General features: G+C 43.6%; 14 protein-coding genes and 1 rRNA gene. 8 read left to right on the forward strand and 7 right to left on the reverse strand.

Annotated features, from left to right (window positions below):
- The 3 genes from NRIC_RS14715 to NRIC_RS14730 form a co-directional block, all read right to left on the reverse strand.
- A 16S ribosomal RNA gene (locus tag NRIC_RS14715) occupies window positions 1-193 on the reverse strand; the annotation flags it as partial.
- A 437-nt stretch (window positions 194-630) separates the two neighbouring features.
- A complete protein-coding gene (locus NRIC_RS14725) occupies window positions 631-1,422 on the reverse strand; it encodes an endonuclease/exonuclease/phosphatase family protein (RefSeq protein WP_227873818.1) in 792 nt (263 codons plus the stop codon).
- Window positions 1,423-1,470: 48 nt separating this feature from the next.
- Complete coding sequence (locus NRIC_RS14730) at window positions 1,471-3,654, reverse strand: PTS transporter subunit IIBC (RefSeq protein ID WP_146623472.1); 2,184 nt, start codon at window positions 3,652-3,654, stop codon at window positions 1,471-1,473.
- A gap of 283 nt (window positions 3,655-3,937) precedes the next feature.
- Between NRIC_RS14730 and mdxK the strand changes: the two genes are divergently transcribed.
- From mdxK to NRIC_RS14755, 5 genes are all read left to right on the forward strand, one after another.
- Complete coding sequence (gene mdxK, locus NRIC_RS14735) at window positions 3,938-6,208, forward strand: maltose phosphorylase MdxK (protein WP_146623473.1); 2,271 nt, start codon at window positions 3,938-3,940, stop codon at window positions 6,206-6,208.
- A gap of 18 nt (window positions 6,209-6,226) precedes the next feature.
- On the forward strand, window positions 6,227-6,895 hold the full coding sequence (pgmB, locus tag NRIC_RS14740; protein WP_146623474.1) for a beta-phosphoglucomutase: 669 nt from the start codon (window positions 6,227-6,229) through the stop codon (window positions 6,893-6,895).
- A 24-nt stretch (window positions 6,896-6,919) separates the two neighbouring features.
- Window positions 6,920-7,930: a LacI family DNA-binding transcriptional regulator gene (locus tag NRIC_RS14745; RefSeq protein ID WP_146623475.1), complete on the forward strand. Its 1,011-nt coding sequence runs from the start codon at window positions 6,920-6,922 to the stop codon at window positions 7,928-7,930.
- Between the two features lie 80 nt (window positions 7,931-8,010).
- Window positions 8,011-8,814, forward strand: coding sequence for a metallophosphoesterase (locus NRIC_RS14750; RefSeq protein WP_146623476.1), 804 nt, complete (start codon window positions 8,011-8,013; stop codon window positions 8,812-8,814).
- A gap of 96 nt (window positions 8,815-8,910) precedes the next feature.
- Window positions 8,911-9,762, forward strand: coding sequence for a MurR/RpiR family transcriptional regulator (locus NRIC_RS14755; protein WP_146623477.1), 852 nt, complete (start codon window positions 8,911-8,913; stop codon window positions 9,760-9,762).
- A gap of 154 nt (window positions 9,763-9,916) precedes the next feature.
- Here the strand turns inward: NRIC_RS14755 and NRIC_RS14760 are convergent, their stop codons facing one another.
- Together NRIC_RS14760 and NRIC_RS14765 are read right to left on the reverse strand one after the other, a co-directional pair.
- Window positions 9,917-10,636, reverse strand: a complete 720-nt coding sequence (locus NRIC_RS14760) for a LytR/AlgR family response regulator transcription factor (protein WP_146623478.1) — start codon at window positions 10,634-10,636, stop codon at window positions 9,917-9,919.
- Window positions 10,637-10,654: 18 nt separating this feature from the next.
- Window positions 10,655-11,923 carry a sensor histidine kinase gene (locus NRIC_RS14765; protein WP_146623479.1) on the reverse strand — a complete coding sequence of 423 codons (1,269 nt, stop codon included), beginning with the start codon at window positions 11,921-11,923 and terminating at the stop codon, window positions 10,655-10,657.
- 309 nt (window positions 11,924-12,232) lie between these two features.
- Between NRIC_RS14765 and NRIC_RS14770 the strand changes: the two genes are divergently transcribed.
- The 3 genes from NRIC_RS14770 to NRIC_RS19610 are packed head-to-tail and all read left to right on the forward strand — an operon-like array spanning window position 12,233 to window position 13,538.
- The gene (locus NRIC_RS14770) at window positions 12,233-12,865 is read left to right on the forward strand and encodes a TetR/AcrR family transcriptional regulator (protein ID WP_146623480.1); all 633 of its coding nucleotides are present in this window, start codon (window positions 12,233-12,235) and stop codon (window positions 12,863-12,865) included.
- Complete coding sequence (locus tag NRIC_RS19605; RefSeq protein WP_227873819.1) at window positions 12,862-13,248, forward strand: hypothetical protein; 387 nt, start codon at window positions 12,862-12,864, stop codon at window positions 13,246-13,248. Before NRIC_RS14770 ends, NRIC_RS19605 begins: the two co-directional genes overlap by 4 nt.
- A complete protein-coding gene (locus NRIC_RS19610) occupies window positions 13,245-13,538 on the forward strand; it encodes a M23 family metallopeptidase (RefSeq protein ID WP_265416118.1) in 294 nt (97 codons plus the stop codon). Before NRIC_RS19605 ends, NRIC_RS19610 begins: the two co-directional genes overlap by 4 nt.
- Here the strand turns inward: NRIC_RS19610 and NRIC_RS14780 are convergent.
- Window positions 13,457-14,095 carry a DUF2922 domain-containing protein gene (locus NRIC_RS14780; RefSeq protein ID WP_146623481.1) on the reverse strand — a complete coding sequence of 213 codons (639 nt, stop codon included), beginning with the start codon at window positions 14,093-14,095 and terminating at the stop codon, window positions 13,457-13,459. The genes NRIC_RS19610 and NRIC_RS14780 overlap by 82 nt on opposite strands.
- Window positions 14,096-14,137: 42 nt before the next feature.
- Window positions 14,138-14,521, reverse strand: a complete 384-nt coding sequence (locus NRIC_RS14785; protein ID WP_146623482.1) for a hypothetical protein — start codon at window positions 14,519-14,521, stop codon at window positions 14,138-14,140.
- Window positions 14,522-14,741: the final 220 nt, after the last annotated feature.

The following is a 14,741-nucleotide window of genomic DNA, read 5'->3' on the forward strand; positions in this document are numbered from 1 at the left end:
TATTATGCGGTATTAGCACCTGTTTCCAAGTGTTATCCCCCGCTTGAGGGCAGGTTACCCACGTGTTACTCACCCGTTCGCCACTCCTTTTCTTTCGGTGGAGCAAGCTCCGGTGAAAGAAAAAGCGTTCGACTTGCATGTATTAGGCACGCCGCCAGCGTTCGTCCTGAGCCAGGATCAAACTCTCATATAAAGTGTTTGAAACAGTCTTAGACTGTTCAGCTCAATTTAAAAATTGATTCGCTAGCATAGTTGCTTGCTGTATTGTTTGCTTCTATACTATAGAAGCGCCCTACACATTTGGTTTGTTTTATTCGTTCAGTTTTCAAAGGTCTACATAATATTGCTTTGTTTCAGCAACTTTTATATTATATCAGCTTGCCGGAATAATGTCAACAATTTGTTTCAGAAATTTTCAAAAAATTGCTTCCAACAATTGACAACTTCGATATAATACCGCTTATTTCCCACCGAGTCAACTACTATTTTAAAAAAATTCAGATGAAGATGGTGTTGCCTCTTACAGCAACGTTTTGAATAATACCATACTGAGAAAAATATGCAAGTCATTTGAATAAGTGTTCATCGACACATGCGAAACTCCATAAAAAAGATCCGCGCAGCGGCGGATCAATCAAACTGAGCTTCTACACCAAAATGGTCGCTGATCACGGAACTGTTTTTTTCGTCAAATACTACAGAATGAGCTGTTGCTTGAAAAGGGCGTTGGTAAAAAATATAATCGATCCTCAATCCCGTGTGGTTCTCGCTCCACCCATCAATTTCATGTTGAACTGTAAAACGTCCGAATTTGCTTTCAGCTTCTTCATAACTGTCAAACAGCCGAAGCGGGCTGGAAAGGATCATTGAATAACCCTCTCCAATCGCCTCATCGGAGTTATTGAAATCCCCCATGACCAGTAAAGGTGATCGGGATTGACTTAATGCTGTTTCAAGCATCTGCCATTCGTAGCTGAATCCAGAAGTTGCGGTTTCCCACCAAGACAAATGAGCGCTGACCGCGGTTACAGGTCGTCCACTACAGCTTGTCTCCCCGATTAATATTTTCCGCGTATGGTGATCTACCGGATCATTCACGTTAGAGACTAAGACTTCTTTCGCTCGGATCGGCTCCTTCGATAACAGCCCTACTCCCTCATGGTATTTGTCATACCCGATATGATTGTAACTCCAGCTCCAGTAATACTCTTGTTTAGCTCTTTTCAATTCTTCAATCAATAAATATAGAAAATTGTCATCATGAATCGGGGCCTGCGAAAGGGTTGGCTGGAAAAAGGCATCCACCTCAGCAGGTCGACTATCCATGCGCTGATTGACTTCCTGAAGTGCGATCAGCGCATAATCGTTGTCTAAAATCCTTTTTGCTAATTCTTTGACTTGGAAGCAAACATCTTCTTCCATCCAACTATGGGTATTTAAAGTCAATACGTTGATAGGAATCGCTCCTTTTTAACTATCGATGCTGCCGATGGTTTGCCCTTTGGCGACGGTTCCGGTTTTGTCAAAATGATACGTTTGAATCTTGTCTCCATTTGTGAAGACAACGATCATTGTCGTTTTTTTACCAGCCGCTTGAATTTTCGCAAGATCAACGACCGCGATCGAGTCGCCTGCTTTGACAGTTGTTCCTTCAGAAACAGTGATGTCAAAAGGACCGCCGTCTAAATCAACAGTGTCGATACCCATATGCAGCAATACTTCAACACCATCTTCGGTGACTAAACCAACCGCGTGTTTCGTTGGGAAGACAGATGAAACGGTTCCAGCGATCGGACTGACGATTTCACCAGTTTCCGGAATTACCGCAAAACCTTCACCCATCATTTTTTGTGAAAATACTTCATCTTCGACTTTATCGATCGGAATCAGTTCTCCAGAAGCAGGTGCAACCAGTGTATGTTGAATACCGTTGAAGGTCACGGGTACTTGTTCTTCCGTCTTATCCGTTTGTTCGATTGAAGTGGTCGTTGGAATCTCTGCTCCAGAGTCCAGCAGATCTTGAATATCAGACTTCAGAATATCTGCTTTCGGACCATACACTGCTTGAACTCCATTATCTTTGACTAACAAGCCCATGGCACCCGCTTTTTTCCAGTCCGCCTCACTACCTACCTTCTCTCGGTCATTGACCGAAACCCGCAAACGCGTCATACATGCATCTACATCAGTAATATTGTTTGGACCACCCAACAAATTAATGATCTTCACAATTTGTGAATCAGCTGCCGCAGTTGCTCCAGAAGTCGTTTCGTTGGTTTCCGCTCCATCGTTTTCATAATTACCGTTCCGACCTGGTGTCGCATAATTGAACTTCTTGATCATAAAGTTGGCCACGAAGTAAGTAAATAGTCCGAAGGCGATACTAACGATCACAAAATTCAAGAAATCTCTCCCGATCCCTGCCTGGAGCCCCATCGGCAATCGAGTCAGCAGCTCGATGTTCCCGAAGGAATGGACTCGCAAATTGATGATATCTGCCATTGCAAAGGCTGCTCCTTGAATAATGGCATATACTCCGTACAATGGCGCAGCGACGAACATAAACATATACTCTAGAGGCTCCGTCACGCCTGTCAAAAAGACCGCGACTGCTGCAGAAATATACATTGATTTGTACTGTTTTAATTTATCACGGTCTACATTGCGATACATCGCTACGGTCAAGCCCATCAAAATCCCAGATGAACCGATCATTTGTCCAACTTTGAACCGCGCTGGCGTAAATTGTTCCAGTACTTGTGTATATTGACCTGTGTCGGTACCGCGCAGGTTTACAAGATCGGTCACCCAAGCCAACCACAACGGGTCTTGTCCAAAAACTTGTTGTCCTGCCTGTGCACCAGTCAAAATATCGTAGGTCCCGCCTAATGCAGTATAGTTGATCGGAATCGTCAACATATGGTGCAATCCGAATGGCAGCAGCAAACGTTCTAACGTTCCAAACAAGAACGGTGCCAAAATTGGGGCAGTGTCTTGTGATTCAGCGATCCATTTCCCAAAGTCATTGATTCCGGTTTGAATGATCGGCCATACAAGTGCTAATACGATAGAAACAATAACAGAACGGAGAATCACTACGAAAGGTACAAAGCGTTTTCCATTGAAAAAGGTCAATACATCAGGCAATTTTCTAAAATTGTAGTATTTGTTATAAGCTGTCGCTCCGACAAATCCTGCAATCAATCCGACAAAAACCCCCATGTTCAATGCTGGGGCTTCTAACACACTGGTAAAGTATCCGTCGACTGCGATCGGCTGGCCAAACAATGTTTGAACCATCGCTTCTGGATCGGCCAACATCTCACTAGTGACACCAAAAACCGCACCGGTGATTCGATTAATTAAAATAAAAGATAGGCCTGCCGCAAAGGCACCGCCAGCACGTTCTTTCGCCCAGCTTCCGCCGATTGCCAACGCAAACAATAAATGCAAATTCCCGATAACAGCCCAACCGATATTTTCGATCACACCACCTGTCGTGACCAGCCAAGTCAACTGATCATTGATCATCGGAATTGATTTCCCGATACTGATCATCAGTCCTGCGGCCGGCATGACGGCAATCACGACCATCAAAGCCTTCCCAAACTTCTGCCAAAATTCAAAACTAAAAATCCCTTTGATGCTTTTCATAGTATCTCTCCTTCTTTTAATAGAAAAAACTTCAAAAATGACTGCCAAATCGGACTGCTGCGTTTTCTCCTGCAACCATTACTGATGTTTTCACGAGTGCCTCACTTTACGCAACCGATTGCGCTGAAATGAATTATAAACCACATTTTATCTTTTGTAAACTCTTTCAGTACATTTTTATTATCCAACACTTTATTCTTTTATGTCAAGAATTACGCTTTCACTTGACTTACGCAACCGATTGCGTTTATCATTAAGAAAAGAAAGCATAAGGAGGCACATCATGAAACAAGTTCAACGATTATTTGACATTGACCCTTGGAAAATCCGTACATCCGCATTAGATAAACAAAATCGACGGCTCCAGGAATCCTTGACCAGTATCGGAAACGGCTATATGGGGATGCGCGGCAATTTTGAGGAAACCTATAGCGGTGATCATCATCAAGGTACTTACCTTGCAGGCATCTGGTACCCAGACAAAACACGGGTGGGCTGGTGGAAAAATGGCTATCCTGATTATTTTGGAAAAGTCATCAATGCAATTGATTTCTTACAAATGAAGCTTTTTATCAATGATGTAGAAGTTGATCTGGCGAAACAAGCTACCCTTGATTTCTCATTGGAATTGAATATGCAAAATGGGGTACTAACCCGTTCATTTACCGTCGTACTGGGTGATGCAAAAGTTCGTTTTACGTTTGAACGCTTTTTAAGCATCGTCAAGCAAGAATTGGCATTGATCCATTTGACTGCCGAGTGCTTGGACGGCACAGCTACGATTAAGATCATTTCCAAGTTAGACAACGACGTTCGTAATGAGGACAGCAATTATGAAGAAATGTTTTGGGTCGAAAAGGAACGCGGGCACAAAGATGACCTCAGCTTTTTAACGACGCAAACGGTGCCGAACGCCTTTGGTATCGAACGCTTTTCAGTAACCGCTGGGATGAGACACTTCGGTGAAACCAGCAGCAGCTTGCAGCACGATGGAGAGTTAGAGGTTTCTGAAGAATTTACTTGGCAATTAGAAACAGGACAATCCGCTGAACTGGAGAAACGCGTGGTTATCGTCACCAGTCGTGACATCCCTGAAGCGCAGCAGCGAGAAAAAGTCACTGACTTGTTTGCCAACTATGATTGCTCTTATCAAGAGTTGCTGCAGGAGCAAAATGCCGCCTGGGCAAAGCGATGGGAACTGGCCGACGTAAGTATCACTGGCGACGATGAGGCGCAGCAAGGCATTCGCTTCAATCTTTTTCAATTGTTTTCGACCTATTATGGCGAAGACGAACGATTGAACATCGGTCCAAAAGGATTTACCGGTGAAAAATACGGCGGAGCAACATATTGGGATACCGAAGCCTATGCGGTTCCGATGTACTTGGCGATTGCTGAGCCTGAGGTGACTAAAAATTTATTGAAATACCGCCACAATCAACTGCCAGAAGCACACGTCAATGCGGAAAAACAAGGCTTGAAGGGCGCTTTGTATCCCATGGTCACCTTCACCGGGATCGAGTGTCATAATGAATGGGAGATCACATTTGAGGAGATTCATCGAAACGGCTCCATTGCGTATGCGATCTACAATTATGTCAATTACACTGGAGATACAGCCTATTTGAAAAAAGAAGGGCTGGAAGTCTTGACTGAAATCGCTCGTTTTTGGGCAGACCGCGTGCATTACTCCAAACGCAACCAATGCTATATGATTCATGGCGTTACCGGGCCAAACGAGTATGAAAACAATATCAACAACAACTGGTACACGAACACCATCGCTGCCTGGGTGCTGCGTTATACGTTGGACAACTACCTGAACTACCAAGAAGAAACCACCGTTTCGATCAGTCGAGAAGAACAAGCCCATTGGCAGGATATCATCGACCACATGTACTATCCAAAAGATGAAGAATTAGGTGTTTTTGTTCAGCATGATACTTTCTTGGACAAAGAATTGAAACCAGTCAGTGAGTTAAAAGCAGAAGAACGACCATTGAATCAACACTGGTCTTGGGATAAGATCCTGCGCTCGTGTTTTATTAAGCAAGCGGATGTTTTGCAGGGCATTTATTATTTCAACGATCAATTTACTACAGAAGAAAAGCTGCGGAATTTTGATTTCTATGAACCAATGACTGTCCATGAGTCCTCCTTGTCTGCTTCGATTCATTCTGTTTTGGCCGCCGAACTAGGCAAGGAAGAGAAATCTGTTGAGATGTATCAACGCACCGCACGGCTCGATTTGGATAACTATAACAATGATACAGAAGATGGACTGCACATCACCTCTATGACTGGAAGCTGGTTGGCGATCGTTCAAGGCTTTGCCCAAATGAAGACCTTCAACGAACAATTAAGCTTTGCACCGTTTCTGCCAAAAGCATGGAAGAGCTATGCCTTCCACATCAATTATCGCGGACGTTTGCTGGCGATCACAGTCGATGAAACAAATGTTGTCTTCACCTTGAAAGCTGGTGACGCATTGGAATTGTTCGTGTACGGTGAAACAGTCCAGCTAAAAGACGAGCTTCGACTTTCTGTTCAGTAAAAATAAAGGAGGAAATCTATGTTTAAAGCGGTACTTTTCGATCTGGATGGAGTCATTACAGATACTGCCGAGTATCATTATCAAGCGTGGAAAAAATTAGGAGAAGAGATCGGGATCGTCATGGATCGCACCTTTAATGAACAGCTAAAAGGCGTTAGTCGCGAGGATTCTTTGACACTGCTGCTGACTCATGGCAATCGTTTGAGTGATTTTTCTGACGAGCAGTTCGCTGCCCTTGCTGCCCGAAAAAACGAATATTACGTGGAAATGATCCAAAAGGTCTCGCCAAAAGATGTCTATTCTGGTATTTTAGACTTGTTGAAGGCACTTCGAGCAGACCAGATCAAGATCTGCTTAGCCTCGGCCAGCAAAAACGGACCTTTTTTGCTGGAGCGAATGGCGTTGACCGATTATTTTGACGGTATCGCGGATCCTGCGAGTGTCGGAGCGGGCAAACCTGCCCCAGATATTTTTATCAAAGCTGCAGAGATCGTTGGCGTGTCCCCGAAAGAATGCATCGGCATCGAGGATGCTCAAGCGGGCATCCAAGCGATCAAGGCCAGCGGCGCCTTGGCAATTGGCGTGGGTACGCAGGAACAATTGGGTACAGACATCCCCATCGTCTCCTCCACGAAGGAATTAACCCACGCGTACTTGAAAAACTGTTGGGAGATTTTCCGACAATAAACGCGTTAGAAAGGAGCGCCTCATATGACGATCACAGTTAAGGATGTCGCCAAAAAGGCAGGCGTCTCCCCATCTACGGTCTCCCGAGTGATCAATGATCATCCCAGCATTTCGCCGGAGACTAAAAAAAGAATCCGCAAAATGATGGACCAAATGGGGTACGTCCCGAACATCACTGCACGCAATTTAGGAAAACAACGAGCCAACTCACTGGGCGTCATCTTGCCGCCGCTGGATTCAAAAGAACGAATCGGGAATCCGCTGTATTTGGAATTGATCAATGCGATCAACGAAACCGCGCACGAATACCAAGTGACGACGGCCGTCGCTTCCGCCAAAAGCATGGAAGAGCTTTTAGCGAATGTGATTAGAATGCATCGGCAAAAACAAGTGGACGGCTTTGTTCTGACCTACTCGGAAAAAGGCGATCCGATCTCTGAATACTTGTCGACACATCGTGTCCCATTTACATTAATCGGCCGGCCAGCAGAAAAGGAGACCGAGATCGTTTATGTCGACAATGACAATCAGCTGTTGGGCAAACAAGCCACCGAGTTTCTGATCGAAAAAGGACATACCCATATTTTGTTCGCTTCAAATGTGAATCAGGAAGTATTGTTTTTTGAGCGGTATTTTGGCTATCAGGAAGCCTTGATGCTGGCCGGTCATCCGACCCATCAGCCAGTAACCCTCTTAAATCCAGAAGATTACGAATTATTCCCGGAAGTAGTAAAAAAAGCCAATGCTACTGCGATCGTCGCGATCGATGACATTTTCGCGTTACGCATCATACAACTGGCCAACCTCCATGGGTACCAAGTGCCTGAGGATTTGTCGGTGGTCAGCTTCAACAACTCGATTTTTGCAACACTAGTCCACCCCTACTTGACAAGTGTCGATATCGACATCTCTGATCTGGGAAGGCTGGGCACGCAAAAACTAATGGAGCAGATTGATGAACAGTCTTGCAATGGGGTTCAGTTGGTGGTTCCGCATCGGCTGATCCAACGAGAAACAGTCATCGAAAGAATATAAAACTCCCTTAAGCTCAAGGACTGCGGCTTGTCGCTCCTTGAGCTTTTTCGTTATACTGTGAAGCAGAAAGAAGGGATGTCATGTTGATCGGATTATTCGGCATTCTTCTCGTGATCGCTTTGTTCAATCTTTGGCGCAAACAGACCTATCACTTAACCGAAACTCATTATCAGCTTGAAAAAGACAACACTGTGGCAATGACACTCGGAAAATCAGGGAGGCAAACGATCGCCCAAATCAGTGATATTCACTTTTCGCGATTTTATTCCGCTGAAGCTTTTGAACAGGTCATTGCTGCGATAAATCAGCAGCAGCCAGATATCCTGCTGTTTACTGGAGACTTGGTGGAAGATTTTCGCTACTGGAAAAAAAGAGATCTGCAGCCGATCATCCAGCAATTAAAACGGTTAGAAGCAAAACAAGGGAAATTCGCTGTATTAGGTAATCATGACTACCGTTCCAACGGATGCAGCAGCGTACGAGAAATTCTGCAAAAGGGCGGCTTCACTTTACTGGAGAATACCAGCCAATCTGTGGGGCGATTTAGTCTGACAGGAATTGAAGATCAACGCAAAGGAGATCCTGATTACTCATTGACACCTTTACAAGCAGAATATTCGATCCTGATGGTTCATGAACCCGATCAGGTCGAATTGGTTCGGTCGCTGCCTCGCTATGATTTGGTTCTTTCCGGGCATAGTCACGGCGGACAGATTCGCTTGCCTTTTTTCACGGTCAAGCATCGCGGCTCAGAGCTCTATCAAGTAGGCCCATACCGCTTGAACAGCAATACAGTTCTTTTTGTCAACACAGGCATCGGTACCACTGGCCCCCCTATTCGTTTCCGCGTCCCGCCTGAAATCGTCTATTTTCATTTTAAGTAAGAAATGAGGTCTTTTGGCCTCTTTTTTTTCAATAAAAAAATTGGTCTACCAAATAAAGCGTGCTATAATGAGAAGAAAATGAAAAGAGGTTGCTTTATGGGTGTTCTTTCTCATCTGGACAGCATGAAGCATGACATGTCAGCTGCTGAAAAAAAGATCTACGCCTACATTTGCAAGAATGTTGAAAAGATCCCTAGCATGACTGCTCATGACATCGCTGTAGCATCGGGCTCTAGTGCCCCCACCGTCGTTCGCTTTTCCAAAAAGATGGGCTTTAATACACTGACGGAGTTTAAAATCAGCCTATCTGCCGAAACCAAACAAGAAGCCGAGATCACTGGATACAGTGATGTGTACCCTAGTGAGTCCTTTGAGGTGTTGAAAACAAAGTTATCCAACAACGCACAATTCACTATCTGCGAAACGACTGAATTGTTCACCGAGGCGCCGTTTGCTGAGGCCTGTGACTTGCTGGATATCCATGAACACTGCTTCGTGCATGGGGTCGGTGCCTCTCGCTTGGCTGTAGAAGACTTTGCCCACAAATGGACGCGTTTAGGCAAAAAGGTTGTTCGGGAAACCGACTACAATTTGCTTCTGCCTCAGCTGGTATCAAATCCGAAAAAAAGTCTGCTGCTGTTGATCTCAAATTCAGGTAAAACCCCTGAGCTGGTTGCGTTAGCTGAAACAGCTAAGGAACTCAATATTCCTGTGATCGCAATCACACAATTCGGACAAAATCGCTTATCCAAATTGGCAGACGTGCATCTGCAAACCTCTCGCCCGATGGAAACTGAGTTACGCAGTGCTGCGACGAACTCTATTTTGGCTCAATTTGTTACGATCGATCTGCTTTATTATTTCGACATCAGCCGCAACCCTGACTATGCTGAAATCGTGTACCGCACGAGAGTTGCTGTCGATCGTTTTCGAGACACGTATATGTAATCCCCCTCGCCTAAACATACTAAGATTAGAGGTATGGCATAACTGCCAAAGCCACCATTCATTTTTTTAGAAAAGAATAGCCACCCAAACCTTTTAAAAGATTTCGGGTGGCTATTTTTGCCCTAGTCAAGAAACATTTAGGTCTGCCTCGGCTTCATTCCCCTGCAGCTAGGATTTTTTCGGTCACTATTCTTTTGTTTTGGCGGTTCATTTTGACTTTAGTACCATCTATCAGCAACAATGCGTCGTCTTGAATCGCCTGCACATTTTTTAGATATACCAAGGTGTGCTTATTGACCCGGCAAAAATCCAGCGTTTCCAGTTCTTCTTCAAATCTCTCAAGACTCCCTTGAATCCGCTGCTCTCCATCTGTTGTTTTTAATACCAACAGCTTTCTTTTTCCAAAACCAACCGCAGAAATCGTCAGAAGCTTATTCAACAAAATCGACTGACTACCCCGTTCCAGCGAGTCAAACGTTATTTCGATTCTTTGTTGGAGGGCTTGCTTCACCATCGTGCGCAATTCCTGTTTGACCGTTTCGACAGGCAGCGATTTTTTCAAGCAGCGTTCAACGCCTAGATCAAGGCTGTCCATCACCACTTTATCGTGATTGGTCAAAAATAAAAGTGCCCCCTGATACTGTTTTTCCACTCTCATTCGTCTGGCTGTCTCGATTCCGTCGATTCCTGACATTTCAATATCTAGTAAAATCAACAAAGGTGCTTGCTGATCGTAGGCAGTCAGCATTTCTTCTCCAGAAGAAAAGGTTTTGAGGACGAAAGGAAGCTTCTCCTCCAAAGAGATTTCTTTAAGAATCTCTCGATAGTACTTAACAGCCGGTTGATCATCATCACAAATAAATAGTGTATCCATCTTTTTCTCCTCAGCAAACTATTCTTGATTTCGATTGGCGATCGCCAGCGTCACAACATAGCTGTTCTCTTGTTTTTCCCGGTTCATCACACCTCCGAGCTTTTTAACAGTGCGTTCCACATTCGCTAGGCCCAATTGTTCTGGCAGCAGCTGCTTGAACCCATGCCGATTGTTTTTCTTTCGATGGTTTGAAGCATTAGCAATCGTCATATGCACCATAGTCGAACTTCGCTTCACGTTGACAGTGATCCAGCGCTGCTCCGGTTCTTCGATCAATTCACAGGCTTCAATCGCATTTTCGAAAAGATTGCCTAAGACGGTTGTCAGATCCAACGCCTCAACTCGAATCCCTCGGTAAACACTGGAGTCTAAGGTCATCTCCAAACGAATGTCTTTTTGTTCACACTGGTGCGACAAATCATACAACAACGCATCCAGCGTCTCATTCCCGGTATCCGGCAACTCGTTTTGCGGGTACAGATTTTCAAATGCGGCACTTGAAAATTCTTCCAAATACTCGTAATTTTTTTCTTTGATAGCGTATTGAATGACCGCATTGTATTTGTTGATGTCATGCGAAAGCTTGCGAATCTCCAATAGATGATTTTTAGCTTCATTGTATTGACCGATTTGATGCGACAGGCGAACTTCTAATTGATACATCTGGATTTTAGCTAATACGAGATTATAGATCAGTCGACTAGAAATGGTCACAACAATCAAAAACAACATGATAACGATGATTCGCGAAAGCAAGTACCAAGCGGTCGTAAAAACTGTATAAATCAGAAATAACACTAAAAACCACAGCATACTCAATAAAGTAAACCACAACTCATCACTCTCTGAAATATAATCGATCATATATGCATACTTCGGGATCATGTAGCGATAATAATAATGAAAACTAACTGCATACAACCCTGTTTGAACCAGGAGAAATGCCCGCATCGTGTAATCGATTGGAAAGAATAGACTAGCAAAATAACTGATGCTGTACAACGAGAAGGAATAAATCCATAAAAAGAAAAAGATATTGATCAGCTTTAAAAGTCGGGTATCATACAGAAAAAAGATCGGAACAATATAGAGAAATCCCGCCAATATCGTCAAAGGTCCATCGTGATACACTGAATCAATCAGCCAGGCCCAACCTCCTAGCAGCACTCGGAAAAGAATATACACTGCAACTGTCGTAACTACAGAATAGCGTCTTTTGGCGCACCGATCCCATAAAAACAGATTGGCCAGTAACATTTCTGTCGTGATGAGAAACAACTCAATCATCTAGAGATCCCCCAAAAAAAAAGTTGTTATAAAAGATTCAAAAAAATTAAATAGTCAAGAATAATAAATTAATTCACTCTTAATTTTACCAAATTTTTTAAGAATAAAAAGAAGTTTTTCACATATATACAAAAAATATTTCAAAAAGCTGGATTTTTCGACTGTTTCGATGGTGGGGAACGTTTTCGAACAGGAAAATTGTTACATTTTAACAGAAAACGTTTATTTCAAGATGACAGAAAAACGAGTTGACCTATTAGGTAAGCCGTGGTATATTCTTTTTGACCTATTAGGTAAAGGAGTGGAAAAATGAAGAAAGAGGATCTAAAAATGCGTACAATCATTCAAGCCGCTTTAAAAGAATTTGCTGTCTATGGATACGATCAGGCCTCCACGAACCGCATCGCGAAACAAGCTGGAATGTCTAAAGCGCTGATGTTTCACTATATCAAAAGCAAAGAAGAGTTGTTTTTGACTGTCTGGTCCTACTGTGAGGAAACAATCACAAATGGCTACACTAAGCAGATCGATGAAGAGGAAACGGATTTGTTCGAACGTCTTCGTCACTCCATTGCATTGCAAATGAACATCCTAAAAAAGGACCCCTGGCTATTGGAATTTTACTCGGCGGCAGCTGACACTCGGTCAGACCGAATCAACCAACAAATTCATACCAAAAAGGAAACCGACGCTGGTCTTTGTATCACTAAGCTGTTTCAAAACATTGATACGTCCAATTTTCGTTCTGATCTACCCGTTACACGTAGTTTGGCTCTCATTGAATGGAGCATGTCCGGTTTTGCAGATGAGCTGGTGTCAGAATTGAAGACTGCTGCCCCTCCTACAGACTTTTCAAAGACAGAGGAAAAACTGAACCGCTTTATTCAGGATCTTCGGATACTCTTTTACAGTGTCCCACCAACGAAGGAGCAACTAAAATGAAGACATTCCCCCTCGTGATCCATGCGCCTCTTCGCGGAGAGTGGTTCACTGAAACCAGTCCTGCTACTCGTGTTCCCAGCCATGGAACAAACCAGTTTGGCTTGCGCTATGCCTTTGATTTTATTCAAAAAGATCCCCGGGATGCTTCACATGATGAAAAAGCACGAAACTATTTTTTTCGCGGAATCGGATTAAGCCACTACTATTGCTACGGACAGCCAGTTTATGCCCCTTTTGACGGCCAGGTGGTGATGGTTAAAAACCATACGCCCGACGGCGAATACGCCTCTTTTGCACATGATCAGCTAAAAGCAATCCGCCACTCCCTTTTTTTGATCCACAGCGAGATGGGTTTGAAGCAATTGCCGGCAATTTCATTTTGATCAAAAGGAACCGCACTATTTTTGCCGCTTTTTGCCATCTTCAAAAGGATTCTATCGTAGTCAATGAAGGCGACCACATTCAGCAGGCCTGTTTTCTAGGTCGAGTCGGACACTCTGGCAATTCCACCGAACCGCACCTTCATTTTCAAATGATGGATTCTGATACGATCAAAACAGCGAAGGGCCTTCCCTTCGTGTTCAAGCATTATCAAAAATACGATGGTGCAGCTTGGCAAGATGTGACCTGCAGCATCCCAGCAAAAGGAGAGCTAGTACGTTTTTTTGATTGAGTAAGCCTGTCAACAATGCTGGATTTAGTCTGTCTAAGTTCAAGTATTTCCAGCTCTTCTCGTTTTCCTAAACGCTCCAGCAGGCACCTTCGACTTCTACGCATTAAAGAAGATTTTGACTTCGTTGTAAACTTGTTGTCTTGCTCCTGATCGGGTAATAGTGGCTCATCGGATTCAGTGATTCTACGTTCAAAAGGCACTCTTTCTAGATGGATCTTCTCTGGATTTTCATGCACAGGTGGAGCTGATTCAGTATTCTCATTCTCAGCAACTGGTGTTTCCTGCGTTTCATCCATCAAGGACATAACCCCAGCTTCCCAAAAAAAGACACTGTCTTGATTGGTATCAAAGATCGGGGTTTCGATGGTTTCTACAAATTTGGCCTCGACTACCTTATTAAATAAATCGACACCGTCTTTCTCGAACAAGTTTAAGGTTGTCAGTAATTCGAGCGCTTCACGAATCTCTTCGGCTGGTTTGTTTCGATCCGGATCCTTCATGCGCCAGCGGTGTTTCTTGCCTTGACTAGTTTCAAAAGTTGCTGCGAGATGTAGCATATGATCATTTTCCTTTCTTTTTGTCAGTTTGCTGCTGCCCACTCACGGAAGCGAAAACACATGGGGATGACATTTGACCAAAAACAGACGAACGGCATGAACTTTTTCCAAAACAAATTGTTTCAGCGGAAACAAATGAAGGGTGACTTTTTGCCATTCCTCAGCGGAGAAATAGGTTTGAAAATACATATAATAGCGGCGCAATGCTCGAGTGGACTTTGTCTCAAGCAGCAGATGACGCACTAGCTCCTTCAGAACAAACGAAAAATCGTCTTCGCTTAATTGATCACGAATCTGCAAGGCGACAAGATATTTAATCGTCATCTTCTTGTCTCGCGTTTCATTAAAGTAGGCTGTTAGGCGTTTTTCGATCGTCTGTCGCTTCAAATGGAATAATTGATGTTGATTGAATAATGGGTTGGACACCTTTAGCTCTCCTTTCTCCAATTGTTTGCGCTTCCAAAATAAAATAGCTGGCTTTTTCTGTCAAGTGAACTTTCAGCAATTTACCTCGTTTCACAAGCCAACAATCCCGTCCCATCCTTCTTCTTGCAATCGATTCTATTCAACTTCTTTTTTTTCGGTTTAAATAACAAAAATTATTATAAAAACAGTGCGTTTTTTGCCAGAAAAAGACACTGAAGCC

Source organism: Enterococcus florum, assembly GCF_004309355.1.
GTDB classification, from domain to species: domain Bacteria; phylum Bacillota; class Bacilli; order Lactobacillales; family Enterococcaceae; genus Enterococcus_A; species Enterococcus_A florum.

Excerpts from the sequence above, each read along its gene's own strand:
- NRIC_RS14725 (WP_227873818.1), bottom strand. The coding sequence starts at position 1,422 with ATGGAAGAAGATGTTTGCTTCCAAGTCAAAGAATTAGCAAAAAGGATT.
- pgmB (WP_146623474.1), top strand. The coding sequence starts at position 6,227 with ATGTTTAAAGCGGTACTTTTCGATCTGGATGGAGTCATTACAGATACT.
- NRIC_RS14770 (WP_146623480.1), top strand. The coding sequence starts at position 12,233 with ATGAAGAAAGAGGATCTAAAAATGCGTACAATCATTCAAGCCGCTTTA.
- NRIC_RS14745 (WP_146623475.1), top strand. The coding sequence starts at position 6,920 with ATGACGATCACAGTTAAGGATGTCGCCAAAAAGGCAGGCGTCTCCCCA.
- NRIC_RS14780 (WP_146623481.1), bottom strand. The coding sequence starts at position 14,095 with ATGCTACATCTCGCAGCAACTTTTGAAACTAGTCAAGGCAAGAAACAC.
- NRIC_RS19605 (WP_227873819.1), top strand. The coding sequence starts at position 12,862 with ATGAAGACATTCCCCCTCGTGATCCATGCGCCTCTTCGCGGAGAGTGG.
- NRIC_RS14755 (WP_146623477.1), top strand. The coding sequence starts at position 8,911 with ATGGGTGTTCTTTCTCATCTGGACAGCATGAAGCATGACATGTCAGCT.
- mdxK (WP_146623473.1), top strand. The coding sequence starts at position 3,938 with ATGAAACAAGTTCAACGATTATTTGACATTGACCCTTGGAAAATCCGT.
- NRIC_RS14765 (WP_146623479.1), bottom strand. The coding sequence starts at position 11,923 with ATGATTGAGTTGTTTCTCATCACGACAGAAATGTTACTGGCCAATCTG.
- NRIC_RS14730 (WP_146623472.1), bottom strand. The coding sequence starts at position 3,654 with ATGAAAAGCATCAAAGGGATTTTTAGTTTTGAATTTTGGCAGAAGTTT.
- NRIC_RS14760 (WP_146623478.1), bottom strand. The coding sequence starts at position 10,636 with ATGGATACACTATTTATTTGTGATGATGATCAACCGGCTGTTAAGTAC.
- NRIC_RS14750 (WP_146623476.1), top strand. The coding sequence starts at position 8,011 with ATGTTGATCGGATTATTCGGCATTCTTCTCGTGATCGCTTTGTTCAAT.